Source organism: Ancylobacter crimeensis (assembly GCF_023016805.1).
Classification (GTDB): Bacteria; Pseudomonadota; Alphaproteobacteria; order Rhizobiales; family Xanthobacteraceae; genus Ancylobacter; species Ancylobacter crimeensis.
In genome coordinates this window covers 78,637-99,984 of the sequence record NZ_JALKCH010000012.1, presented here as the reverse complement: position 1 = coordinate 99,984, position 21,348 = coordinate 78,637, and the positions used below count along the sequence as shown (strand labels likewise).

Sequence of the window (21,348 nt, the reverse complement as noted above, 5' to 3'; positions counted from 1 at the left end):
CCCACTCCTGCGAACCACGCAGGTAGGCGTGTTGGTCAGGCACCCGTATGTATGGGGATACATACTACTCTTCGCGCGGCCTATTCTTCGCGGGTCTTCGGCCGCCGCGCATAGCGCCACGGCATATACCAGCGGGCATCGCGCGGCAATTCCACCGGGACCGCCTCGAAGCCCGAGCCGCCCCAGGGATGGCAGCGGCACACCCGGCCCGCCGCCATCCAGCCGCCCGCCCAGGCCCCATGCCGGCCGAGCGCCTGCTCCGCGAATTCCGAGCAGCTCGGCAGATAGCGGCATTGCCGGCCCATCACCGAGGACAGGGTGTAGCGATAAGCCAGCACCAGGCCGCGCAGCGCATATTCCGGAAGACGGGAAAGCTGCGCCCTCATCTGAAGCATCGCTGCACCCATGCGCGCGAAACCGTCGCCGGTCGCCCTCCCCTTCGGGAACCACGTACCGGCCGGCGCATTGACGCTGGCCAGACCGGAACGGTCGACACAGGATCGAAGGAGCCCATCATGCCGAACCGCATCACCGCGTCGCTGCCGCGCCCCTCCGCTCCGGCCTGCCGGGCGCTCCTGACGGCGGTCCTGCTCTCGGGTGTGACCATGCCCGCGCTGGCACAGACCGCGGCCCCGGTTCCTCCGCCCGCTCCCGCCCCGCAGGTCGCCCCGGCGCCCCCCGCCAAGCCCGACGCCGCCAAGGTGCCGGAAAAGGCTCCTGCCCCGCCCGTGAAGCCCGCCGAGGCCGAAGCGCCGAAGCCCGTGGGGGGTATGCAGCCGGAGGTCGAGGACGCGGCCATGACGCGCGACATGCAGCGGGTCGCCGCCTGCAAGGAACAGGCGCTGGCCCGGCTGAAGCAGAAGTCGCCCTCGATCGCGGATATCTTCATTGATGTCGACGGGCTCACCATTGCGGAGGCCAACCAGAAGCTCGGGGATACGGAGGTGAAAGGCGTTCTGATGGGCGAGGCCTATATCCAGCGCGACCGCACGGACCACGCCAACCGCTTCCTCTGCCTCACCGGCGCGGACGGCAAGGTCCTCTTTACCTTCTTCACCGAACGCTGAGCAGCCTCAACACTGGACAGCTTCACTCGGCGGCGTCGGCCTCCACGTGGGCCGTGCCGCGCCTCTCGATCTGGTCGATGGCGTCGACCACCGCGTCGAAGGTCAGCAGCGTGGACGCGTGGCGCGCCTTGTAGTCGCGCACCGGCTCCAGCACCGCAAGCTCCGCCCAGCGCCCGGCCGGGGGGGTGCCGTTCTCCTTCAACATGCGGCGCATGGTCTCGCGTACCTCGCGCAGTTCGGCGGCCGTCGAACCTACGACGAGGTCGCCCATGACCGAGGACGAGGCCTGCCCGAGCGCGCAGGCGCGCACCTCATGGGCGAAATCGGTCACCACACCGTTCTGCATCGCGAGGTCGATGGTGACTGTGGAACCGCAAAGCCTGGAATGCGCCGTTGCAGTGGCATCCGGCGCCGCAAGACGACCCAGCCGCGGAATATCTGCGGCAAGCTCGAGAATCCGGCGGTTATAGACATCGTTGATCATCGTTCGGCTCGTTCAACGCAGATCAGCTACGTATAAGGGTAGGTTGCGGGGCCCCGCCGGTCCCTTATATAGGAAAGCGTAACCGGGGACGAAAGACGCCGTGCGTTCGCGCATACGGCAACCTTCCGGCTTCGGGCGGGTTTACGGCCTAGTCAGGTGGCGCGGCCGGCATATGCCGGTACTGCCTCCACAGGACGACCAAACCGGTGACACCCCGGCGCTCCGGTTGGATAACGCGCCGTCGAACGGAGTTCGTCATGGATGCAGTGCTGAAGTCGCTGATGGAGCGTGCGAAGAACGAAGCCGAGGCCCGTACGGCCAATCGCGTCGGCGACCGGCCGAGCCGGGAGGACGCCGAGGCGGCCGTGCGCACCCTTATCGCCTGGGCCGGCGACGACCCGAGCCGTGAAGGCCTGCTCGACACGCCGAAGCGCGTGGTGAAGGCCTATGAGGAACTTTTCAGCGGCTACCGCATCCCGACCGAGAGCGTGCTGGACCGCACCTTCGGAGAGATCGGCAATTTCGACGACATGGTGCTGGTGAAGGACATCACCTTCCACTCGCATTGCGAGCACCACATGGTGCCGTTCGTCGGCAAGGCACATGTCGCCTATTTCCCGGTCGAGCGCGTGGTCGGCCTCTCCAAGATCGCTCGCGTGGTCGATATGTTCGCCCGCCGCCTGCAGACGCAGGAACACATGACCTCGCAGATCATCAGCACGATCGACGAGGCGCTGAAGCCGCGCGGCGTCGCCGTCATGGTCGAGGCCGAGCACATGTGCATGGCGATGCGCGGCATCCAGAAGCAGGGCGCCTCCACCATCACCACGCAGTTCACCGGGCTTTTCCGCGACGACCCGCAGGAGCAGATCCGCTTCCTGAGCCTGGTGCGCGGCGTATCGCTGAGGTGATGGTGTCCGACGCCCCGTATTTCGCCCCGGCCGCGGACACGCGCGAGACCGAGGAAGGCGACCGCCTGCGCCCGAAATTCGACGCCAGCGGCTTGGTCACCGCCGTCGCCGTCGCCGCGAGCGATGGCGAGGTGCTGATGGTCGCGCACATGAACGCAGAAGCGCTGGCGCTCACCATCGAGACCGGCGAAGCGCATTATTACAGCCGCTCGCGCGGGAAGCTCTGGAAGAAGGGCGAGAGCAGCGGCCACACCCAGCGCGTGATCGAGCTGCGGGTGGATTGCGACCAGGACGCTGTGGTGATGCGTGTCGAGATGGCCGGAACCGGCGCGGCCTGCCACACCGGACACCGCTCCTGCTTCTTCCGGTCCGTGCCGCTCGGCGCGCGCCCGACGCCGGAACTGGCGCTCACGGTCAACGACGCCGGCAAGCTGTTCGACCCGCAAGCGGTCTACGGCACGCCCGCCCCGAGCGATACGCCGCGCTTCTGAGCGTCACCGTCGAGCCGCGAATGTGCCGGGCGGAGCCTCCGCCCGGCACATTCTCATGCCGTCAGGATATATTCGCGCAGCGCGTGGCTCTCCCGCTCCATCTCCGCCACGCGATGCTTCACCACGTCGCCGATCGAGATGATGCCGACAAGCCGGGCATTCTCCACCACCGGGATATGACGGAAGCGTCCGGCCGTCATGGTTCCCATGATCTCCTGAACCGTGTCGTTGCCGCTGCAGGTCACGACCTTGCGGGTCATCACCTGTTCCACCGGGTCATCGAGCCGTGCAGGTCCGTCAAGGCCGACGACGCGCACCACGTCGCGCTCGGACAGGATGCCGACGACGCGCCGCATGGCGTCCACCACCACGATCGCGCCGATCCGATGTTCGCCGAGCAGGCGTGCGGCTTCCCGCAGCGGCGTTTCCGGCACGATGGTGAGCACGTCATGGCCCTTCGCGTCGATGATCGATCGCACCGTCATGGTCTTCCTCCTTGAAAGGCGCGCGATCATGAAGGCGTCGCACGCTCATCCCGGCACGGCGACCGGCCGTACCTTGGAAGAATGATTGATCCATATGGACGCGAGGGCAAGTCTGACGCGGAGGAAGCGGTATCCCGAGCCTGGAGGTGCGGCAGGCTTACGCGGCTCTGCAACGCCTCAATGCGGCTCGCGGCTGACGAAGGGATCCTCGAAATCGTCGCTCATCCGCGGCACGGGGTCGAACAGCGGGAACAGAAGCAGGCCGGCGAGAAAACCGCCGATATGCGCCTCCCACGCAACGGTGCCGCCCTCGCCGAGCCCCGAGGGCATCCCGAACCCGAAGGCGAGGTTCACGAAGAACCACACCGCGAGGAAGCCGATCACCCGCCGGTCGCGCAGCACCAGCGAGAGCGGCGGCGCGGGCTGACGCACTGCCATCTCGAAACCATGCGGCCCAAGCCCGAAGCCGGGATGGCTGAAGATGAACCGCACCGCTGCGGCCATACAGCCGCTGATTGCTGCGGAAGCGCCCACCATGGGCAGCATCTCGCCCCAGTGCCCCGCCAGATGGGCGAACGCCCCCGCCACCGCCGTCACGGCGAAGAAGACGAGGAATCGCACCGTGCCGAAGCGCCGGGCGACCGGACTGCCGAAAGCCAGCATCCACAGCACGTTCACCCCGATATGGGTGAGGTTGGCGTGGAGAAAGGCATAGGTCAGGAAGGTCCAGATATCGGCGCCGATCGACTCGCCGATGAAATTCGCCTCGTAGCGCGCCGGAATGAAGGCAAACCGCACAAGGAGTTCGGCATCGAGCTCCGGTCCCATCAGCGCCCGCGCGCCATGGATGAGGAGCATCGCAGCGCCCAGCGCGGCGATCACCGCTGGCACGTTGAGAATGGGCTGGCGCCGCGGCCGGTGAAGCGAGCTGGTATCGAGCACAAGGCTGACATAGGCGCCCATCGCGCCGACCGCAAGCGACAGCGTTACGCCGACCGCTCGAATATGCGCCAGCGCGGTAAGGATGCGTTGATATCTTGGAAAGAACTTCGCAACATTAACGCAATCCTATTGGTTAACGTCAAGCAAAACAGGAATTAACAAGTCCTGTCTCAGGTATCTTCGAATTGCCGTATCAGCTTAGATCAAGATAAAAACCGACGTGCAAATATGTCCTCATCGACAGGGATGGGGTACGCGATGAAGAAGAGGCTTGAACTGGCCCTGATCGCAGCACTGGCGGGAATCGTCCTGGGGGGCGCTTTCGCCGTCAATGCCGCGAACGCCGCAACAACCTCCGGCACGCCGGGCACGCAGCAGCGCAGCGCCGCCACACGGGCACAGGGCATGCACCTTGCCATGCTGCCGCCGGCGCAGGCGGCCGTTGCCAGCATGTCCACCGGCCGGGAAACCGGAGCGCCGATCGGCTATGCCAATTTCTGCCGCGCCCAGCCCGGCGAATGCGGCCCCGGCAATGGCCATGGCGGCCAGGTGGTGCTGGATGAGGAAACCTATGCGCAGCTCTCCTCGGTGAACGAGGACATCAACACGCGCATCAAGCCGCTCTCCGACCTCGAGCATTACGGGGTCGAGGAGCTGTGGACCTATCCCGACGACGGCTATGGCGATTGCGAGGACTATGTGCTGCTGAAGCGCCGCACGCTCATCGGCCTAGGCTGGCCGGCGGAGACGCTCCTCATCACCGTGGTGCGTGACCAGCATGGCGACGGCCATTCGGTGCTCACGGTCGTGACCGACCATGGCGACCTCGTGCTCGACAACCAGGACAGCCGCATCCTGCCCTGGTTCCAGACGCCCTATCGTTATGTGAAGCGTCAGGTGCAGGGCGAGCCGGACCGCTGGGTCTCGCTCGGCAACGTGATTGCGCCGGCCATTGTCGGCGGCAACTGAAACGAATGTGCCGGCCTTCAGCCTATGGCGGCGAGACCGGTGGAGAAGCGCCGCCAGTTGCGGACGTAATGGGCGGCAGTACGCCGCATCCGGGCGCGGGCTTCGTCGTCGAGTTCCCGCACGACCCGCGCCGGTGAACCGACGATCAGAACGTTGTCCGGGAATTCCTTGCCCTCGGTGACCAGCGCCCCGGCGCCGACAAGGCACCCCGCCCCGATCCGTGCGCCGTTCAGCACGGTCGCACCCATGCCGACGAGGCTTCCCGCGCCAATGGTACAGCCATGCAGGATCGCCTTATGGCCGATGGTGCAGTCGCCCCCGATCGTCATGGGAAATCCCGGATCGGTGTGGAGCATGGACAGCTCCTGCACATTCGCCCGGGCGCCGAGCGCGATGCGCTCATTGTCGCCGCGCAGCACCGCGCCGAACCACACGCTCGCTTCCTCGCCGAGCCGCACATTGCCGATCACCACCGCATCGGGGGCGACCCAGTAGCGGCCGGGGGCGGGAAGCTCCGGCGCGATGCCGTCGAGCGCGTAGATCGTCACGATGGGCCTTTCGGGCTCAGTCTTCGAGATCGGTGTCGAGGATCGCCATCTGGAAGTTGTAGGACAGGTCGCCGTCTTCCTTGTCCTCGAACATCACGCCGATGAACTCGTCGCCGATATACACCTCGGCGGAATCCTTCTTCTTCGGACGCGCGACGACCTTGATCTGCGAATTGGCGAAAAGCCGCCGCATATAGGTCTGGACGCGCTCGAGGTCCTTCTTCTCCAAAGCCGTGCTCCTGAAATGATGGCGTGGACGGGCGCAGGCTTGCCAGCTTTGCCGCCCCCGCGCAAGCGAAGAGGACGGCAGGACCGGCCCCCGCACCGATATGGTGGATGACGGGGATTCTTCTCCGTCTTGCCCGATTCGGGCCCGGATGCCGGGCGGGAATCGGTGTTCGCAGGGCGTGCGAAAAGGGCGGCAGGCCGCCCGTGCCGCTCAGGTCAGATCGCCTCGCCGAGGAACGGCAGGTCGTAGATGTCGAACATCTGGTTCATCTGCCGGGACGGCTCGCTACAGCCTGCCTCCCCGACCACCTTGGCCGGAACGCCCGCGACCGTGGTGCAGGGCGGCACCGCCTTCAGCACCACCGAGCCGGCGGCAACGCGAGCGCAATGGCCGACCTCGATATTGCCGAGCACCTTGGCCCCGGCGCCGATCAGCACGCCGCGGCGGATCTTCGGGTGGCGGTCGCCATGCTCCTTGCCCGTGCCGCCGAGCGTGACGCCCTGGAGGATCGAGACGTCGTCCTCGATCACCGCGGTCTCGCCGATGACGATGCCGGTGGCATGGTCGAAGAACAGCCCCCGCCCCAGCCGCGCCGCCGGATTGATGTCGACCTGATGGATCGAGGAGGAGCGGCTCTGCAGATAGAGTGCGAAGTCGCGGCGCCCGTTGCTCCACAGCCAGTGCGCCAGGCGGTGGGTCTGGATCGCGTGGAAACCCTTGAAATAGAGCAGCGGCTCCAGCGCCCGCGTGGTGGCGGGGTCGCGGTCGCACACCGCCATCAGGTCGGCGCGAATGGCATGGCCGATATCGGGATCGTCGGCGAAGGCCTCGTCGAAGGCCTGCCGGATCAGCTCGCCCGGCACGTCGACATTGTGCAGCCGCTGCGAAATGCGGTGCGCGACCGCGCGCTCGAGCGTCTGGTGATAGAGCACGGTCGAGAAGATGAAGCTGACCAGCGCCGGCTCGCGCGCCGCCATCTCCTCGGCCTCGGCCCGAATGCGGGCCCAGACCGGGTCGATCTTGTCGAGCGGACGTGACGGGATTTCCGCCACCTGAAGGGAATTCTGCGCCATGAGTCACCCGTGCAGAGAACGGGAAGGGTGCCGTCGCCGGCGCGCCGTCCCGCAAGTTGCGTCCGTCTTAACACAGCTGGGCAGTGCTGCCCAAAGCGTCCACCCGCGAAACCGTTGCGACAGCCATGCGGAAGACCGATGCCTCACGGCCGACGGTCGAGGAAGTCCAGCACCGCCGCCTTGAACACCTTGTCGCCCACCGCGACCATATGGTCCCGGTTCGGGATGTCGACAACCTCGGCACCGGGGATGAGCGCGGCGAGTTCCGCGGCCGAGCCGGCGACCGTGTCCTTCGTGCCGACCGCGATCAGCGTCGGGACGAGGATCGCGGCGACATCGGCGGGTGCCAGCTTGCGCCGCGACCCGATGATGCAGGCCGCGAGCGCGGGGCGATCGCTCTTCGTCTGGTCGGCGAAGGCGCGAAAGGTACGCCCGACCGGATCGGTGATGCTTGCCGGATCCTCGGCCAACAGCGCGTCGGCGATGCTGGTCGGCAGGCTGACGCCCTCCACCAGATGAATGCCGATGCCGCCGAGAACGAGCGAGCGCAGCCGCTCCGGCGCCATCACCGCCATGCAGGCGCCGATGCGCCCGCCCATCGAGTAGCCCAGCACATCGGCCCGCGCGATGCCGAGATGGTCGAGCAAGGCGAGCGCGTCCCGGGCCATGATGTCGGGGTCGTAGGCGTCCGCCTCATAGACCTTGCCCGACGCGCCATGGCCGCGATTGTCGAGCGCGATCACCCGCCGTCCGGCGCGCACCAGCGTCGAGACCCAGCCCGGCCCGACCCAGTTCGTCTCCTTGTTGGAGCCAAAGCCGTGCACCAGCAGCACCGGATCGCCGTCGCCCTCGTCGAGATAGGCGAAGTCGAGGCCGTCATGGTGAAAGGTGGGCATCGGCAGGCTCCCTCGGACATGTCGTCCCCGGCGTAAAGGAGCCGCCTGCCCGCGGCAAGAAGCCGGCGGCGCCGCAGGCGCATAAGAGCAATGCGTGGACGAGGGATCGAACTGTCTCAGGGAAGGCCCGCCGGTCCCAGCCCCGGCACCGCTGCGGCGAAGCCCGCCCGGCGCCGGCGCCAGAGCGGACGCACCATCTCGACGATGAAACGGTTCAGCGCCGCGACGAGGCCGACGAGGTTGACCAGCGCGGCGATGATCAAGAAGCCCAGCTTCATCGCCATCTCGGAAAGGAACAGCGCCCCGCGTCCGAGCTTGGTGAGGATGGCGAGAGTCGCCGGTCCCTTCTTTTCCGCCAGTCGGGCGAGGCGCGTCGTGTCGCCGGCGCTATCGAGCACCTTGATGCCCTGAAGCGTCGCGCGGGTGCCGGCCTTCGCCTGCACCATGCCAAGGTCGCCGGCCATGCGGACCAGCGAGCGACCTGCGGCGCCGGCGGTGGCGCCGGCCTTCGCGCCCGTCTTGGCCCCGATGCGGGCGATATCCGCGCCCTCAGCGGCAACCGGCAGTGCCGGGCGCGCCTCGCGCAGCAGACGCGCGACGTCGCCGACGAAGCCGGCCCCCATCACCCCCGCCCGCCGTGCCACCTTGAAGGTCGTCAGCCCCGCGCGCATGGGCGCGAGCACCAGCCCGCTTCCGAAGGTCGCGGCGGTCGCGGCAAGGCCGACCCCGGCAAGGCCGACCACCAGCGGATCGACCGGCACGCCGGTTGCGGCGTGGTAGCCCTCGCGGGTCAGGTCGCGCACGTCGCCCCAGCCGATGAGATCGCCGGCGGCCGAACCCGCGAGGCTCGCCCCACCATCGACCTCGCCAGTCAGGAAGCCGTGCCCCGCGCTCAATGCCGTGGCTAGCATCGAATGGGCCTGTGCCGATTCGTCCGCGACACGCGCCCTGACCGCGGGATCGACCGCAAGGCCGCGATCATCCGCCAGCGCGACGAAGCTCGCCGCAAGCTCGGTATCCCCGCCCGCGAGCGCGCTTTCGATGTCCTGCGCGAGGTTGTCCGGCGTCAGCGTGGCCGCGAGGCGCGCATCGGCGATCCGCGCCGGATCGTCCCGCGAGGCCACCAGCTCGAACGCGCTGCGTCCCAGCGGCAGCAGCCAGTTGGCGCAGGCGGCAAAGGCGAGCACGAGGCCGAAGCTGGCAGCGAGGCGGCGCATGATCGTTCGGGGAAACCTCATCCGCGCTCCATGCGGCATGCCGGAGCGTCAGCATCACGCGCTCCATATGGTGCGGCATTGTGGCGGGCAAAAGGGCGCGCGGCCCTTTGACCCGCCGGCCGGAACCGCTATGTTCGCGACCGGCGCCGGCCGGGCGCCATCCGGCTGCACCGCGCCGCCGGACACGGGCACACCGCACCGGGGCGACCCGGTTCGAACGAGAACAGAGCGCATCATGGCGGGCCACGTCGTTCCTCACTTCCACAATTCGGCGGGCGTTCCGATCATCCGTATCGGCGCGAAGGAATTCATGTGCGTCGGGGCCAAGCCGCCTTACGACCATCCGCATGTCTTCCTCGACATGGGCTCGGACGACGAGATCATCTGCCCCTATTGCTCGACGCTCTACCGTTTCGACCACGCGCTGCACGGCACCGACACCGTGCCCGCCGGCTGCGCCCTCGACATGACCGACGCCGCGGCCTGACCGTCTCGTCGCCTCCGGGCGGCATCTGGATGCAATTCATCGTTTCACGGAATCGATGAATCGCTCCACTTCGCTCGAAAATGCTCTAGCGGGAGCCGCAATGGCGTCGAACCGCATCGTCATCGCCGGGGCCGGCATTGGTGGGCTCGCGGCGGCCCTCGCCGTCGCCCGCACCGGACGGCCGGTCACCGTGCTGGAGCGCGCCGTGGCGCTGGAAGAAGCCGGCGCCGGCGTCCAGCTCGCCGCCAATGCCACGCGCTGCCTCGCCGCGCTCGGCGTGCTGGATCGGCTGCGCGACGCTGCGGTCCATCCCCGCGCCTTCCGCATCTGTGACGGCATCAGCGGCAGGTTGCTGGCAGAGGCCGACACCGCCCGCGACGCCGAGGCCCATTATGGCGGCCCCTTTCTCGTGGTGCATCGTGCCGACCTGCAGCGCGCGCTGCTTGAGAAAGCGGCGGAGATACCGGAGATCGAGCTGAAGCTCGGACGCACCGTCGAGGATTTCTCCGACCCCGAAGGCAAGCCCTTCCTCACCGTCTCGGTCTCCCATGAGGGCGAGCGGGAGGCGATCCGTTGCGCCGCCCTCATCGGGGCGGACGGCCTGCGTTCCACCATCCGTGCCCGCCTCTCCCCCTCCGCGATCCCGGTGTTCCGCAAGCGCGCCGCCTGGCGCGCCACGCTGCCGGTGGACGAGGTGCCCGGCGCCTTTGTCGAGGGCGGGCTGGTGGCGCCGGTGGTGCGCCTGTGGATGGGACCCGGCGCCCATATGGTCGCCTATCCGGTGAAGGCCGGGCGCGCGCTCAATCTCGTGGTGGTGACCGCCGACGAGCGCGCCGCCCATGGCTGGGGCTTCGGCGCGGCACGCGAGGAACTCGTCGCACTGTTCCGGCGATGGCATCCGGAACCGCGCAATCTTCTCGCGGAACCCGATGCGTGGCTGCGCTGGGCGCTGTGCGATCTCGAACCGCTGCACCAATGGGGTCTCGGCCGGGTCACCCTGCTCGGCGACGCCGCCCATGCCATGCTGCCGTTCCTCGCGCAGGGCGCGGCACAGGCGATCGAGGATGCCTGCGTGCTCGGCGCCTGCCTCGCGGTGAAAGGGCGCGACGAGCATGTCGCGCTGCGCGCCTATGAGCAGGCCCGCAAGGCGCGCACCCGCCGGGTGCAGAAGGCGGCGCTCGGCATGGACCGCATCTACCACCTCGGCGGGCCGGCGCGGCTGGCGCGCGATTTCGTCATCAGGAACCAGTCCGGCGCCTCGCTCTATCGCCGCTATGGCTGGATCTATGGCTGGACCCCGCCGCCGCTGCCCTGACGCGCTTACGCCATCTGCATCTTGAGGCCGACGATGCCGGCAAGGATGGCGAGCACGCACACGACCTTCATCACCGACAGCGCCTCGCCGAACAGCATCGCGCCCAACAGGACGGTACCCACCGTGCCGACCGCCGCCCACGCCGGATAGGCGATGCTGACGGGTATCGAGCGCATCGCGAAGGTGAGGAAGGCAAGGCTCGCCGCGCCCGCCGCGAGGGTGATGAGGCTCGGCACCAGGCGGGTGAAGCCGTCGGCTTCCTTCAGCCCACCGGCAAAAACGATCTCGAACGCAGCGGCGATGGCGAGATAAAGCCAGGCCATTGTAACCTCCGGGCGCCGCCTCCGGACGACGCTTTTGCATGAGAAAAACAAGGATCGTCGCTGGCACGCGCCAGCCGTTTTGCCTTATAGTTTCTTATGATAGGCGACGACAAACGCGGAGTTCTCACCTGATGGATGAAACAGCCTCATCCATAGCCGCATTCCGGCGCGGCTCGTGACCGCCCTGCCCGCGCTCGGTGCGCTGCGCGCCTTCGAGGCCGCCGCGCGGCTCGGCAGCTTCAAGCGGGCCAGCGTCGAGCTGGCCGTCACCCCCACCGCGATCAGCCACCAGATCCGCCAGCTCGAGGCCGATCTCGGCGTGGCGCTGTTCCTGCGCCAGACGCGGAAGGTGGTGCTGACCGAGGAAGGCCGCGCCCTCTACGAGCCCGTCCATGCCGGTTTCACCGGCATCGCCGCGGTGGTGGGGCGGCTGCGCGCCGGGCGCGGCCGCAAGGTGGCGACGCTGTCCGCCACGCTGTCCTTCACCGCCCGATTGCTGGTGCCGCGTGCCGCCCGTTTCCGCGCCCGATTCCCGGACTGGGACCTCCGGCTGAACGCCGCGGACGCCAATGTCGATCTCGCCGCCGGCGAGGCCGATGCCGCCATCCGCTATGGCGCCGGTCCCTGGCCCGGCCTCGACGCGGTCGAGCTGATGCCGGAGAGTTTCGCCCCGGTCTGCGCGCCGCAGCTCGGCATCAGGACGCCGCGCGATCTCGCCCGCGCCACGCTGATCCATATCGAGCCGCTGTCCTTCGCGCCCGACGCCAGCGCCCCGAGCTGGCGCGCCTATGCCGAGGCGTCCGACCTGCCCGGGATCGAGGGTGCCGCCGGCGTCACGGTGAATGACGAGAACAGCGCGATCCAGGCGGTGCTGCTCGGCCAGGGCGTCGCGCTGCTGAGCCTTGCCCTGATGAGCGCCGAACTGGCTGCCGGCACGCTGGTCGAACCCTTCGGCTGCGTCATGCCGGGCCTCGCCTACCATTTCGTCGCCCCTGCCGGAGCCGCGGCCCGCCCCGGCGCGGCGGTGCTGCGCGACTGGGTGGTGGCGGAATTCGGCGAACACAGAAGCATCGACCACAATTGACCCTAGGGAAAGACAATCGGATCATTTAGCGAACGAAGGAAGTACATGAAGGCAACCTCGCCGCGTATTGGCAGCAGGAATGCTTCTTCGGCTGAACGCTAAGGCTCTCCTCGGCTCCTCCACCTGCTCGCCGCTCAGGAGCCGCGGGCGGTGGCCGATCCGCAGGAACAAGCTGGCGGTCTCCTCGTGTTCCCCGGCCGCATACCGCGCCTCCGCCGGCGAGGCGCCGACTCCCATCGGCCGTGACTTGGCAAACAGTATCGCCTCGGGCCCTTCCGCAACCGAGCCGACCACCTCTACCAGCCGGCGATCCTCGGGCGGAAAGCATCGCCTCTCGCGCCTGTCCTCCAGCCGCAACCGCGCGCGTGCATCTGCCCCCCGTTTCGGCAGCAGCCCCAAGCTCAGAAGATGCTGCCCGCCACCTCTCCAACGGCCATGTCCGGCTGTTGCGCGCCTGCTGGCAGGCTGGAGCGAAAGAGTTTGCCGGCCTGCCCTCGGGAGAGTGCGGGCGCCGCCTCTCGCCGCGCGCAGGGGAGAGCTAACCGATCCGCACCGGCGGCACCCGGCCGGCGACCAGCAGGTCGTCGCTCTCGTCCTTCAGGTTCACGCCGGTCAGGCGGCGCGCCAGCGCCTCCTTCAGCAGCCAGCTCAGCTTGAAGGCGGCGTGCGCGTGGGACAGCCCCTCCCCGCGCACATTTGAGATGCAGTTGCGCTCCGCGTCGGTGCGCCCGACCTTCGGGTCGAAGGTGAGATAGAGGCCGAGACTGTCCGGCGAAGAGAGGCCCGGCCGCTCGCCAACCAGTACCACCACCGCCCGAGCGCCAAGCAGCGCACCCACTTCGTCGCCGAGCGCCACCCGCGCCTGGCTCGCCACCACGACCGGCGCGACGCGCCAGCCATGCTCGGCGATGCGGGCACGGAACGCTTGGAGGAACGGCACCACCTGCACATGGATGGCGGTGGAGGACAGCCCGTCCGCCACCACGATGGCGAGATCGGGGGCGAGGTCCGGCGCATTCTCAGGCGCCCCCCGTCCGGCCAGCGCGCGCCAGTCGGCCAGCGCGGCCCGGCTCTCGTCGGAAAGCCGGCGCCCGAGATCAGGCCGACGCAGATAGATGTCGCGCCCGCTCGCCGCCGAGGTGACCGCCAGCGTCGGAAAGCCGAGCCCCGCGAGGCCGGCCTCCACCTCGGACGCATCGAAGGGCGCGTGCACCGCATCGCGCGCCTGCGCGTGGGCCAGCGAGAAGCGCAGCACTTCGGAGGTCGGCAGCCCCGCGCCGGCCCGCCCGAGCGCGATGCGCGCCGGCGTCATCGCCGCCAGCCGCCGCCAGCTGTCGCGCTGCACCGAAGGCTGGTCCGCATCGGCGGCGGAAACCTCTGCGGCATTCGCCTCCATGCCCTTCGCCTCTATGCCCTTCGCCTCCATGCCCTTCGCCTCCGTCACGCCGCCATCCCCGGCGCGGCGGCGAGCAGCGGATGGTTGGCGCCCTGCGGCCGCAGCTTCCCGTCGAGATCGGTGATGCCCATCTCGGCCAGCCAGCGGGCGAATTCCGGCGCACGCTTCAGGCCCAGCACCTCGCGCAGATAGAGCTGGTCGTGGAACGAGGTGGACTGGTAGTTCAGCATCACGTCGTCCGAACCGGGAATGCCCATGATGTAGGTGACGCCCGCCGCACCGAGCAGCGTCATCAGCGTGTCCATGTCGTCCTGGTCGGCCTCGGCATGGTTGGTGTAGCAGACGTCGCAGCCCAGCGGCACGCCCATCAGCTTGCCGCAGAAATGGTCCTCCAGCCCGGCACGGATGATCTGCTTGCCGTCATAGAGATATTCCGGCCCGATGAAACCGACGACGGTGTTCACCAGCAGCGGCTGGAACGGCCGGCACACCGCATAGGCGCGGGCCTCCAGCGTCTGCTGGTCGACGCCGTGATGGGCGCCGGCCGAGAGCGCCGAGCCCTGCCCGGTCTCGAAATACATCACATTGTCGCCGAGCGTGCCGCGCTTCAGCGAGAGCGCCGCCTCGCGGCCTTCCTTCAGCACCGCGAGGTCGATACCGAACGAGGCGTTCGCCGCCTCAGTTCCCGCCACCGACTGGAACACCAGATCCACCGGCACGCCGCGATTGATCACTTCGATCGAGGTGGTCACATGGGTGAGCACGCAGCCTTGGGTCGGGATGTCGAAACGCTGGATGATGCCGTCGATCAGCTTCAGCAGGTCGGACAGCACGGGCAGACTATCCGAGGCCGGGTTGATGCCGATCACTGCATCCCCGCAGCCATAGAGCAGCCCGTCGAGGATCGCCGCGGTGATGCCGGCGGCATCATCGGTCGGGTGGTTGGGCTGGAGCCGCACCGCCATCGTGCCCGGCAAGCCGATCGTGTTGCGGAAGCGGGTCACCACCCGGCATTTGCGCGCGACCATGATAAGGTCCTGGTTGCGCATCAGCTTGCAGACCGCCGCCGCCATCTCCGGGGTGATCCCCGGCGCCAGCGCCGCCAGCACCGCCGAGCTCGCCCGCTCGGAGAGCAGGAAGTCGCGGAAATCGCCCACCGTCATGTGCGACAGCGGGCGGAAAGCGGCGGCATCGTGGGTGTCGATGATGAGGCGGGTAACCTCGTCGCCCTCGTAAGGAACCAGCGCCTCGCTGAGGAACGTCGAAAGCGGCACCTCGGCGAGGCACATGCGGGCGGCGACGTTCTCCTCCGCCGAGGTCGCGGCGATGCCGGCCAGCATGTCGCCGGAGCGCGGAGGCGTCGCCTTGGCCATCAGCTCGCGCAGATCGGCGAAGACATGGCTGCGCGTCCCGATCATGTGGCGATAGGCCATTGGCATCTCCCGGCGAGAAGGCGGGGGCGAAGCCTCATTCGCAGGCAAGCCTCCTTCGCGGGCATTGTGACCGCGAGGCACCGCGCTGCCAAGCCTGATTGCCGGCGGCAGCGGACTGGACGAGCCGGCGCGCGAAAGCTACCAACCGGCCAGACTCGCGCGGCGACACTCGCACGGCATGACACGGAGCAGACCCATGGCGACCTTCATCCTTATCCACGGTTCCTGGCATTGGGGCGGTTGCTTCGTGAAGGTGGCGAACCTGCTCGCCGCACAGGGCCATGCCGTCATCATGCCGGACCTCGCCAGCCACGGGTTCAACCCCACCCCGACCGCCGCCGTCACCGACATCGCGATCTATGCCGCGCCGGTGAAGGCCGCCCTGGAGCGGGTCGAGGGCAAGGCCATACTGGTCGGCCATTCGGTCGGCGGCGCGACCTGCACATGGCTCGGCGAGCTGATGGCGGAGAAGATCGAGGCGCTCGTCTACCTCACCGGCTTCATGGCGCCGGCCGGCAAAAGCGCGCGCGATTTCGTCATGACGCCGGCCTATCTCAAGGATCCCGCCATCGTCGCGACGCAGGGCATGCTGCGCATGGGCCGGGAGGGGCTCGGCATCGACCTGTCCAAGCGCGACCTCATCGTGCGCTCGCTCTATTCGGATTGCACGGAGCGCGACATCGAGGTGGCGCTCGCCAATCTGGTGAAGGTCACCCCGCACGCGCCCTTCGCCGCGGTTTCCGCCATCACGCCCGGCCGCTATGGCAGCCTGCCGCGCCATTATGTCGAGTGCCTGCACGATCAGGCCCTGCCCCTTCCCGTGCAGCGGGAGATGCAATCGGCGGTGCCGGGGGCGGCGATCCACCAGATCAATTCCGGCCACTCGCCCTTCCTTAGCGAGCCGGCCGAGATGGCGGACATCCTCGGCCGGATCGCCGGCGCCTGACGCGGCTCAGCGCGCGGAGCCGGCCTTCAGACGCAGCGCCGCTAACGCAAAGGCGGCGCAGGCCATGGCGACGAACAGCACCAGCCCATGCGTCGTCACCTGCATCGCCGCGCCCGCCAGCGTCGGGCCGATCAGCGCGCCGACGCCCCAGAACACGCCCATGCCGGCGTAGATGCCGATGATCTCGCTGCCCGAAAACCGGCTGCCGACGATGGTGAGCATGATCGTGTAGATGCCCACGAACAGCCCGCCCCACACGAAGAGCAGCGGGTAGATCGCCCAAACCGAGCCCAGCGCGAAGGGCCACGCCAGCGCGCTCGCCGCCGAGAGCACGGCGAGCCAGATGATGAGGCGCTCGCGGTCCATCTTGTCGCCGAGCCAGCCAATCGGAAGCTGCAGCACGATGGCGCCGAACATCATGCAGGTCATGAGCTGGGTGGCCTGCGTCTCCGCCCAGCCGAGCGACATCGCATAAAGGGTGAGGAAGGTGAGGCCCGCCGTCTCCACCGCCGCGTTCAGCGCCGTCGCCGCCATCGCCACCGGGGCGAGGCCGACATAGCGCAACGGATTGGAGTGGGCGTGCCCCTCGATACGCGGCGCCACCACCGCCGGCGAAACCACGAGGCCCGCCGCCCCCGCCGCAAGGCCCGCGCCGATGAGATAAGGCAGGAAGCCGTCCGAGCCGGCGAAGGACAGGATCAGCGGTCCCAGCGCGAAGCCCACCGAGAGCGCTGCCGTATAGGCGCCCATGGTGCGGGCGCGCGACTGTTCCGAGGACAGGGCGTTCAGCCACGTCTCCGACAGCACGAACAGCACCTCGGACGCCATGCCCAGCATGAGCCGCAGCGGGAACCAGAGCCACACCAGCGGGAAGGACGGAAACAGGCACAGCAGCACCGCGGCGCTGAGGAGCGCGCCGATCACCGTCGGTCGCAACCCGAAGCGCGCGGTGATGTGCGGCAGCAGCACCGCCGTCACCAGAACGCCCACGGCGTGCATGGCCGCATTTGCACCGATCAATGCCTCGCTGAGCCCGCGCTCGGCGAGATCGAGCGCGATCAGCGCCGCGCTGAGGCTGTAGGTCAGTCCGAAGATGGTCGCGGTGGCGATGACCGCGGCCCGCGCCAGAAGGGTGTGGCCGGCGAGCGGGGCGGTTCCCTCATGCAGGGTCATGGGCGGGCCTCGCGGGGGTGGGAGGTGGTCGCAGCGGGGCGCGGCGTCAGTTCCATGATGCCGGAAATGGCCCGCGCATAATCCAGCACCATGCCCGGCGTCCATGCCATGGCGGCGGCGCGGCGGCGCATCAGCCCCCCGGCCCACAATTCGGGCATCAGCACGAGGCGCGCCACGAACCAGGGCGAGCGGCCCTCCCGCTCGAACAGGCCTTCGACCGCCGAATCGACCGCCTTCGCCACCGCGCTTGAACAGTTGCGGTTGGTGAGGTTGTAAGTGGTGTCCGTGCTGTACTCCGCCCAGAAGCCGCGCAGCGCCTCGACATTGACGCCGGCAAGTTCGACCTGCCGGGTCGAGGGACACCATTCCGCGCTCTCGATCGCGTAGCTCGGCTGAAACTTGCCGGGCACGTCATTGTCCTGTGTCGCGCGCAGGGTACGGGTGAACTGCGACTGGTCGCGCTCGATCTCCACCGCCGGGTAGTGGCTTACATAGACATCCCCGCCCGCCTCCAGCGCCGCATGACCGGTGGAGACGACGCCCTTCGCGTCCAGCGCGGCGACATAGCGGGAGACGCCTATATTGGCGAGCGTGCCGGTCGGGGTCCATACATGGACGGTCAGCGTGCCGGACGGATTGAACGGATGCTCCTCGCCGAGGACGGTGCCGGAGCGCGGCCAGCCGTCGCTGAACAGCGTCGCCATCCGCACGCCATGCGGCAGCCGACGGATGCGCAGCGCCAGCACGATCATGCTGACGGCCATGACCGCTATCAGCGTTCCCACGTCGATGCCGACCGAGCCGCGCCACTGGGTCGGCCAGGGCACGAAGGACCAGATGCCGAACGCGAACTCGAACCCGGCCAGCACGATCTGCCGTCGCCACTTCGAGAAGCGCACCACCCAAGCGCTCGCCGCGCGCCAGGCACCATCGGCGATGATCACGATACCGGTCAGGATGCCGATGATCATGTCGCTGTGCGGCGTGTGCGCCATGATGAGCGCGCAAATCGCCAGAAGGAACGCCGCCTTGACGAGGCGCATCGTGCGTCGCGTGCCCTGTGAGGCAATGCCGGCAATGACAGAAACCGTCGCGTCGATCAGGAGAGGCACCGCGAACAGGCTCGGCGAGATCCGGTATTCGTCATAAAGCGCGTTGACGACGAAGAAGAGCCCGATTGCCAGCCAGATCACGCCCAGCGCCGCCAGCACCCACCATTTGCGGCGGATGAGGCGGGCACCGAGCAGCACCATCAGGAATTCGATCATCGGCATGCCCATGCTGAACCCGCCTGCCGGACAGGTCGGCGGCGAACGATAGGCCCGCAAGGCAGGCCATGCGAGACACCATGCGACGGTGTTTGACCCAATGCCGCAGGGGCAGCAACCGTTTTATGGTCGCACTGGCATGATTTTGGTTGAGGTATCGCGTGCCGGCGTCAGGAGGTCCATCGCCGGCATCGGCTTTCCTCATGGGGCGCATCGAAACATCGCGTTTCACCCCGCGCCGGTTCTGCGCCTATGGTCCGCGCCCCGAGCCAAGGCCCCGCAGATGAGCGAACCGACCACATCCGGCCCAGCCGCCACTCGACCGGCCGCCACCGCCGCCACGCCCTTGGCCGCACCCATGGCCGCAGCCGCGCCGGCGCCACGCACCTTCCTGCCGCTGCCGCTGCTGGTCGGGCTGTTCTGCATCCTGTGGTCGTCGGCCTTTGCCGGGGCGAAGCTGGCGCTTTCCGCGAGCCCGCCGCTCATCCTGCTCACCGCCCGCTTCGTGTTGGCCGGCGTGCTGATGCTGGGTCTCGCGCGGCTCGTGGACGGCCCGCTGCGGCTGCGGCGGCGTGACCTCTATGCGCTCGCCTTCATCGGTGCGCTCAACAATGCGCTCTATCTCGGCTTCAACTGGGTGGGACTGACCTACGCTTCCTCCGCCTATGTCGCGGTGCTGACCAGTTGCTTGCCGCTGGTCGTCGCCTTCGCCGCCGGCCCGGTGCTCGGCGAGCGCCTGACGCTGGCGAAATGGCTCGGCATCGGGCTCGGCCTGGCCGGCGTCGCCATCGTGCTGCGCTCGCGCCTTGCCGGCGGGCATGAGAGCCTGTTCGGCACGCTGCTCATCGCCTGCGGCTGCCTCTCGCTCGCCGCCGGCACCATCGCCTTCAAATATCTGAAGCCGCAGGGCGGCGTCTGGCTCGGAACGGCGATACAGAGCCTTTCCGGCGCCGTCCTCCTGCTGCCCGTGGCGCTTGCGAGCGAGAATCTGCACGAGGTGCGGCTCACGGCCGATCTGCTCTACGGCCTCGCCTATCTGGTCGTCGCGGTGTCGATCGGCGGTTACGGGCTGTGGTTCTACCTGCTCACCCGCTCCAGCGCGACGGCGGCCTCCAGCCTGCACTTCCTCATGCCGCCGCTCGGTTTGTTCTTCGGTTGGCTGCTGCTGGGCGAGGCGATCCCCCCGCTCGACATCGTCGGCATCGTGCCGATCGCCGCCGGCATCTGGCTGGTGACGCGGCCGGGCAGGCCCGCCGCGTCCTAGCGCATTTTCAAGCGAAGCGGATACCGGTTCGCGTGAAGAAAATTCGTTCTATCAATAGCTTAGAACCATTCATCGATTCCGTGAAACGATGAATGGCTCTAGCCGGAGACCGGCACGCCCGAGACCAGCGAGTCGCGCATCTGCGCCAGCAGGTCGTAGGAGCGCTTCTTGGCCGCGAGGTCGTGAACCGGGGTCGCGATCATCAACTCGTCTGCCAGCGTGGTGGCGAGAAAGCGGTTGAGCCCCTCCGCCACCTTTTCCGGGCCGCCGACCAGAACCCGGTCGCGGTTGCGGTCGAGGAAGCGGCGGTCGGCCTCGGTGTAGGGGTAGGCGGCCGCCTCCTCCGGCGTCGGGATCGGGGCGAAGACGCCGCGCTGCCGGTTGAGATGCGACAGGTCGATGGAGCCCGCGAGATACTCCGCCTCCGCATCGGTGTCCGCGCAGACCACCGAAAGCGCCAATATCGCATGCGGCTTCATGAGCCGGCCCTGATGGGGCTGGAAGCCGGAGCGATAGCTCAGCATGGCGTCCAACACGTCATGGGTGGCGAAGTGGTGGGCGAAGGCGAATCCCACCCCGATCTGCGCCGCCAGACGCGCGCTGTAGCCGCTGGAGCCCAGCAGCCAGATCGGCGGCAGTTCCACATCCACCGGCATCACCCCGATGTTGCGGAAGGGATGGTCGCTCGGGAAGGTGTGCTCGTCATAGGCCATGAGTTCGCGGAGCCGATCGAGGAAATCGTCCTCGGGCTCGACATTCTGGCGCCGCCGCAAGGCGATGGAGGTGAGGTGATCGGTGCCGGGCGCCCGGCCGAGGCCGAGATCCACGCGGTCCGGGTAGAGTGCCTCAAGCACCTTGAACCGCTCTGCAACCATCAGCGGCGCATGGTTCGGCAGCATCACCCCGCCGGAGCCGACCCGGATGCGCTGCGTACGCGCGAGAATCTGTCCCGCCATGATGTCCGGAGCACCGGAGGCGACCGAGGGCAGGTTATGATGCTCGGCGACCCAGAAGCGGGCATAGCCGAGCGCATCCACATGCGCGGCAAGGTCGAGCGTGCCTCTCAGCGCGTCCGGCCCGCTGTGGCCGGAGGCGACGAAGGACAGGTCGAGGACCGACAGCGGCACGGCGGAGCCTTGTGGGCGTGAATGTGCGTTCATGGTCAGGGAGGTGGGGCGCCGGCTTTTCGCCCGCAAGGGTCGCGCACGATAGAATACGACGGACAACCGGTCTTCATCGGGTTGCACCTCTCCTTACATTTTTCCGCACGAAAGGTTGCACCTTCGATGACACCGGGTTGCACCCATGCTAGGAAAACGCATTCGGGACGGCAAAGCGGGAGCGGGA

24 protein-coding genes are annotated in these 21,348 nt (G+C 68.1%); 9 read left to right on the top strand and 15 right to left on the bottom strand.

The window, feature by feature from the left end:
* Positions 1 to 80: 80 nt before the first annotated feature.
* Positions 81 to 407 (bottom strand): membrane protein insertion efficiency factor YidD, encoded by a 327-nt coding sequence (gene yidD, locus MWN34_RS16915; RefSeq protein ID WP_247030483.1) that lies wholly within the window; start codon positions 405 to 407, stop codon positions 81 to 83.
* A gap of 108 nt (positions 408 to 515) precedes the next feature.
* Between yidD and MWN34_RS16910 the strand changes: the two genes are divergently transcribed.
* Positions 516 to 1,067, top strand: coding sequence for a hypothetical protein (locus MWN34_RS16910; RefSeq protein WP_247030482.1), 552 nt, complete (start codon positions 516 to 518; stop codon positions 1,065 to 1,067).
* Between the two features lie 22 nt (positions 1,068 to 1,089).
* Here the strand turns inward: MWN34_RS16910 and MWN34_RS16905 are convergent, their stop codons facing one another.
* Positions 1,090 to 1,551, bottom strand: coding sequence for an iron-sulfur cluster assembly scaffold protein (locus MWN34_RS16905; RefSeq protein WP_247030481.1), 462 nt, complete (start codon positions 1,549 to 1,551; stop codon positions 1,090 to 1,092).
* Between the two features lie 257 nt (positions 1,552 to 1,808).
* Between MWN34_RS16905 and folE the strand changes: the two genes are divergently transcribed.
* Positions 1,809 to 2,462: a GTP cyclohydrolase I FolE gene (folE, locus tag MWN34_RS16900; protein ID WP_247030480.1), complete on the top strand. Its 654-nt coding sequence runs from the start codon at positions 1,809 to 1,811 to the stop codon at positions 2,460 to 2,462.
* A 2-nt stretch (positions 2,463 to 2,464) separates the two neighbouring features.
* A complete protein-coding gene (gene hisI, locus MWN34_RS16895) occupies positions 2,465 to 2,953 on the top strand; it encodes a phosphoribosyl-AMP cyclohydrolase (RefSeq protein ID WP_425532137.1) in 489 nt (162 codons plus the stop codon).
* Positions 2,954 to 3,006: 53 nt separating this feature from the next.
* Here the strand turns inward: hisI and MWN34_RS16890 are convergent, their stop codons facing one another.
* The gene (locus MWN34_RS16890) at positions 3,007 to 3,438 is read right to left on the bottom strand and encodes a CBS domain-containing protein (protein ID WP_247030479.1); all 432 of its coding nucleotides are present in this window, start codon (positions 3,436 to 3,438) and stop codon (positions 3,007 to 3,009) included.
* Between the two features lie 177 nt (positions 3,439 to 3,615).
* Positions 3,616 to 4,401 carry a rhomboid family intramembrane serine protease gene (locus MWN34_RS16885; protein WP_247030478.1) on the bottom strand — a complete coding sequence of 262 codons (786 nt, stop codon included), beginning with the start codon at positions 4,399 to 4,401 and terminating at the stop codon, positions 3,616 to 3,618.
* Between the two features lie 237 nt (positions 4,402 to 4,638).
* Here MWN34_RS16885 and MWN34_RS16880 point away from each other — a divergent pair, with 237 nt between their 5' ends.
* Positions 4,639 to 5,349 (top strand): transglutaminase-like cysteine peptidase, encoded by a 711-nt coding sequence (locus MWN34_RS16880; RefSeq protein WP_247030477.1) that lies wholly within the window; start codon positions 4,639 to 4,641, stop codon positions 5,347 to 5,349.
* 17 nt (positions 5,350 to 5,366) lie between these two features.
* Here MWN34_RS16880 and MWN34_RS16875 read toward each other — a convergent pair whose 3' ends face one another.
* The 5 genes from MWN34_RS16875 to MWN34_RS16855 form a co-directional block, all read right to left on the bottom strand.
* Entirely contained in the window at positions 5,367 to 5,897 is a 531-nt protein-coding gene (locus tag MWN34_RS16875) for a gamma carbonic anhydrase family protein (RefSeq protein WP_247030476.1), read from the bottom strand.
* A gap of 16 nt (positions 5,898 to 5,913) precedes the next feature.
* Positions 5,914 to 6,126, bottom strand: a complete 213-nt coding sequence (locus MWN34_RS16870) for a DUF3126 family protein (protein ID WP_247030475.1) — start codon at positions 6,124 to 6,126, stop codon at positions 5,914 to 5,916.
* A 215-nt stretch (positions 6,127 to 6,341) separates the two neighbouring features.
* Positions 6,342 to 7,199 (bottom strand): serine O-acetyltransferase, encoded by an 858-nt coding sequence (gene cysE, locus MWN34_RS16865; protein ID WP_247030474.1) that lies wholly within the window; start codon positions 7,197 to 7,199, stop codon positions 6,342 to 6,344.
* A 143-nt stretch (positions 7,200 to 7,342) separates the two neighbouring features.
* On the bottom strand, positions 7,343 to 8,095 hold the full coding sequence (locus MWN34_RS16860) for an alpha/beta fold hydrolase (protein ID WP_247030473.1): 753 nt from the start codon (positions 8,093 to 8,095) through the stop codon (positions 7,343 to 7,345).
* Between the two features lie 116 nt (positions 8,096 to 8,211).
* Positions 8,212 to 9,333, bottom strand: a complete 1,122-nt coding sequence (locus MWN34_RS16855; RefSeq protein ID WP_247030472.1) for a hypothetical protein — start codon at positions 9,331 to 9,333, stop codon at positions 8,212 to 8,214.
* A 214-nt stretch (positions 9,334 to 9,547) separates the two neighbouring features.
* On the opposite strand from MWN34_RS16855, the gene MWN34_RS16850 reads away from it, so the two are divergent.
* Together MWN34_RS16850 and MWN34_RS16845 are read left to right on the top strand one after the other, a co-directional pair.
* Positions 9,548 to 9,799 (top strand): zinc-finger domain-containing protein, encoded by a 252-nt coding sequence (locus tag MWN34_RS16850; RefSeq protein WP_247030471.1) that lies wholly within the window; start codon positions 9,548 to 9,550, stop codon positions 9,797 to 9,799.
* Positions 9,800 to 9,899: 100 nt separating this feature from the next.
* The gene (locus MWN34_RS16845; RefSeq protein ID WP_247030470.1) at positions 9,900 to 11,114 is read left to right on the top strand and encodes an FAD-dependent monooxygenase; all 1,215 of its coding nucleotides are present in this window, start codon (positions 9,900 to 9,902) and stop codon (positions 11,112 to 11,114) included.
* Between the two features lie 5 nt (positions 11,115 to 11,119).
* Here MWN34_RS16845 and MWN34_RS16840 read toward each other — a convergent pair whose 3' ends face one another.
* Entirely contained in the window at positions 11,120 to 11,437 is a 318-nt protein-coding gene (locus MWN34_RS16840) for a DMT family transporter (RefSeq protein ID WP_247030469.1), read from the bottom strand.
* A gap of 175 nt (positions 11,438 to 11,612) precedes the next feature.
* On the opposite strand from MWN34_RS16840, the gene MWN34_RS16835 reads away from it, so the two are divergent.
* Complete coding sequence (locus tag MWN34_RS16835) at positions 11,613 to 12,521, top strand: LysR substrate-binding domain-containing protein (protein ID WP_247030468.1); 909 nt, start codon at positions 11,613 to 11,615, stop codon at positions 12,519 to 12,521.
* Positions 12,522 to 13,059: 538 nt separating this feature from the next.
* On the opposite strand, the gene eutC is transcribed toward MWN34_RS16835, so the two are convergent.
* On the bottom strand, positions 13,060 to 13,917 hold the full coding sequence (gene eutC, locus MWN34_RS16830) for an ethanolamine ammonia-lyase subunit EutC (RefSeq protein WP_247030514.1): 858 nt from the start codon (positions 13,915 to 13,917) through the stop codon (positions 13,060 to 13,062).
* A 44-nt stretch (positions 13,918 to 13,961) separates the two neighbouring features.
* Positions 13,962 to 15,350 (bottom strand): ethanolamine ammonia-lyase subunit EutB, encoded by a 1,389-nt coding sequence (locus MWN34_RS16825; protein WP_247030467.1) that lies wholly within the window; start codon positions 15,348 to 15,350, stop codon positions 13,962 to 13,964.
* A gap of 196 nt (positions 15,351 to 15,546) precedes the next feature.
* Between MWN34_RS16825 and MWN34_RS16820 the strand changes: the two genes are divergently transcribed.
* Entirely contained in the window at positions 15,547 to 16,296 is a 750-nt protein-coding gene (locus tag MWN34_RS16820; RefSeq protein ID WP_247030466.1) for an alpha/beta fold hydrolase, read from the top strand.
* A gap of 6 nt (positions 16,297 to 16,302) precedes the next feature.
* On the opposite strand, the gene MWN34_RS19655 is transcribed toward MWN34_RS16820, so the two are convergent.
* Both MWN34_RS19655 and MWN34_RS16805 read right to left on the bottom strand, forming a co-directional pair.
* Positions 16,303 to 17,469, bottom strand: coding sequence for an MFS transporter (locus MWN34_RS19655; RefSeq protein ID WP_281503063.1), 1,167 nt, complete (start codon positions 17,467 to 17,469; stop codon positions 16,303 to 16,305).
* Positions 17,466 to 18,743, bottom strand: coding sequence for an HdeD family acid-resistance protein (locus MWN34_RS16805; protein ID WP_247030465.1), 1,278 nt, complete (start codon positions 18,741 to 18,743; stop codon positions 17,466 to 17,468). The genes MWN34_RS19655 and MWN34_RS16805 overlap by 4 nt, the downstream gene beginning before the upstream one ends.
* 277 nt (positions 18,744 to 19,020) lie before the next feature.
* Between MWN34_RS16805 and MWN34_RS16800 the strand changes: the two genes are divergently transcribed.
* The gene (locus MWN34_RS16800; protein ID WP_247030464.1) at positions 19,021 to 20,001 is read left to right on the top strand and encodes a DMT family transporter; all 981 of its coding nucleotides are present in this window, start codon (positions 19,021 to 19,023) and stop codon (positions 19,999 to 20,001) included.
* A gap of 98 nt (positions 20,002 to 20,099) precedes the next feature.
* Here the strand turns inward: MWN34_RS16800 and MWN34_RS16795 are convergent, their stop codons facing one another.
* The gene (locus MWN34_RS16795; protein WP_247030463.1) at positions 20,100 to 21,128 is read right to left on the bottom strand and encodes an LLM class flavin-dependent oxidoreductase; all 1,029 of its coding nucleotides are present in this window, start codon (positions 21,126 to 21,128) and stop codon (positions 20,100 to 20,102) included.
* Positions 21,129 to 21,348 lie beyond the last annotated feature (220 nt).

Excerpts from the sequence above, each read along its gene's own strand:
- cysE (WP_247030474.1), bottom strand. The coding sequence starts at position 7,199 with ATGGCGCAGAATTCCCTTCAGGTGGCGGAAATCCCGTCACGTCCGCTC.
- MWN34_RS16855 (WP_247030472.1), bottom strand. The coding sequence starts at position 9,333 with ATGAGGTTTCCCCGAACGATCATGCGCCGCCTCGCTGCCAGCTTCGGC.
- MWN34_RS16820 (WP_247030466.1), top strand. The coding sequence starts at position 15,547 with ATGGCGACCTTCATCCTTATCCACGGTTCCTGGCATTGGGGCGGTTGC.
- MWN34_RS16860 (WP_247030473.1), bottom strand. The coding sequence starts at position 8,095 with ATGCCCACCTTTCACCATGACGGCCTCGACTTCGCCTATCTCGACGAG.
- MWN34_RS16800 (WP_247030464.1), top strand. The coding sequence starts at position 19,021 with ATGAGCGAACCGACCACATCCGGCCCAGCCGCCACTCGACCGGCCGCC.
- yidD (WP_247030483.1), bottom strand. The coding sequence starts at position 407 with ATGGGTGCAGCGATGCTTCAGATGAGGGCGCAGCTTTCCCGTCTTCCG.
- MWN34_RS16885 (WP_247030478.1), bottom strand. The coding sequence starts at position 4,401 with ATGGGCGCCTATGTCAGCCTTGTGCTCGATACCAGCTCGCTTCACCGG.
- MWN34_RS16850 (WP_247030471.1), top strand. The coding sequence starts at position 9,548 with ATGGCGGGCCACGTCGTTCCTCACTTCCACAATTCGGCGGGCGTTCCG.
- MWN34_RS16880 (WP_247030477.1), top strand. The coding sequence starts at position 4,639 with ATGAAGAAGAGGCTTGAACTGGCCCTGATCGCAGCACTGGCGGGAATC.
- MWN34_RS16905 (WP_247030481.1), bottom strand. The coding sequence starts at position 1,551 with ATGATCAACGATGTCTATAACCGCCGGATTCTCGAGCTTGCCGCAGAT.
- MWN34_RS16910 (WP_247030482.1), top strand. The coding sequence starts at position 516 with ATGCCGAACCGCATCACCGCGTCGCTGCCGCGCCCCTCCGCTCCGGCC.
- MWN34_RS19655 (WP_281503063.1), bottom strand. The coding sequence starts at position 17,469 with ATGACCCTGCATGAGGGAACCGCCCCGCTCGCCGGCCACACCCTTCTG.
- MWN34_RS16825 (WP_247030467.1), bottom strand. The coding sequence starts at position 15,350 with ATGGCCTATCGCCACATGATCGGGACGCGCAGCCATGTCTTCGCCGAT.
- MWN34_RS16890 (WP_247030479.1), bottom strand. The coding sequence starts at position 3,438 with ATGACGGTGCGATCGATCATCGACGCGAAGGGCCATGACGTGCTCACC.
- MWN34_RS16840 (WP_247030469.1), bottom strand. The coding sequence starts at position 11,437 with ATGGCCTGGCTTTATCTCGCCATCGCCGCTGCGTTCGAGATCGTTTTT.
- MWN34_RS16805 (WP_247030465.1), bottom strand. The coding sequence starts at position 18,743 with ATGCCGATGATCGAATTCCTGATGGTGCTGCTCGGTGCCCGCCTCATC.
- folE (WP_247030480.1), top strand. The coding sequence starts at position 1,809 with ATGGATGCAGTGCTGAAGTCGCTGATGGAGCGTGCGAAGAACGAAGCC.
- MWN34_RS16845 (WP_247030470.1), top strand. The coding sequence starts at position 9,900 with ATGGCGTCGAACCGCATCGTCATCGCCGGGGCCGGCATTGGTGGGCTC.
- eutC (WP_247030514.1), bottom strand. The coding sequence starts at position 13,917 with ATGGAGGCGAATGCCGCAGAGGTTTCCGCCGCCGATGCGGACCAGCCT.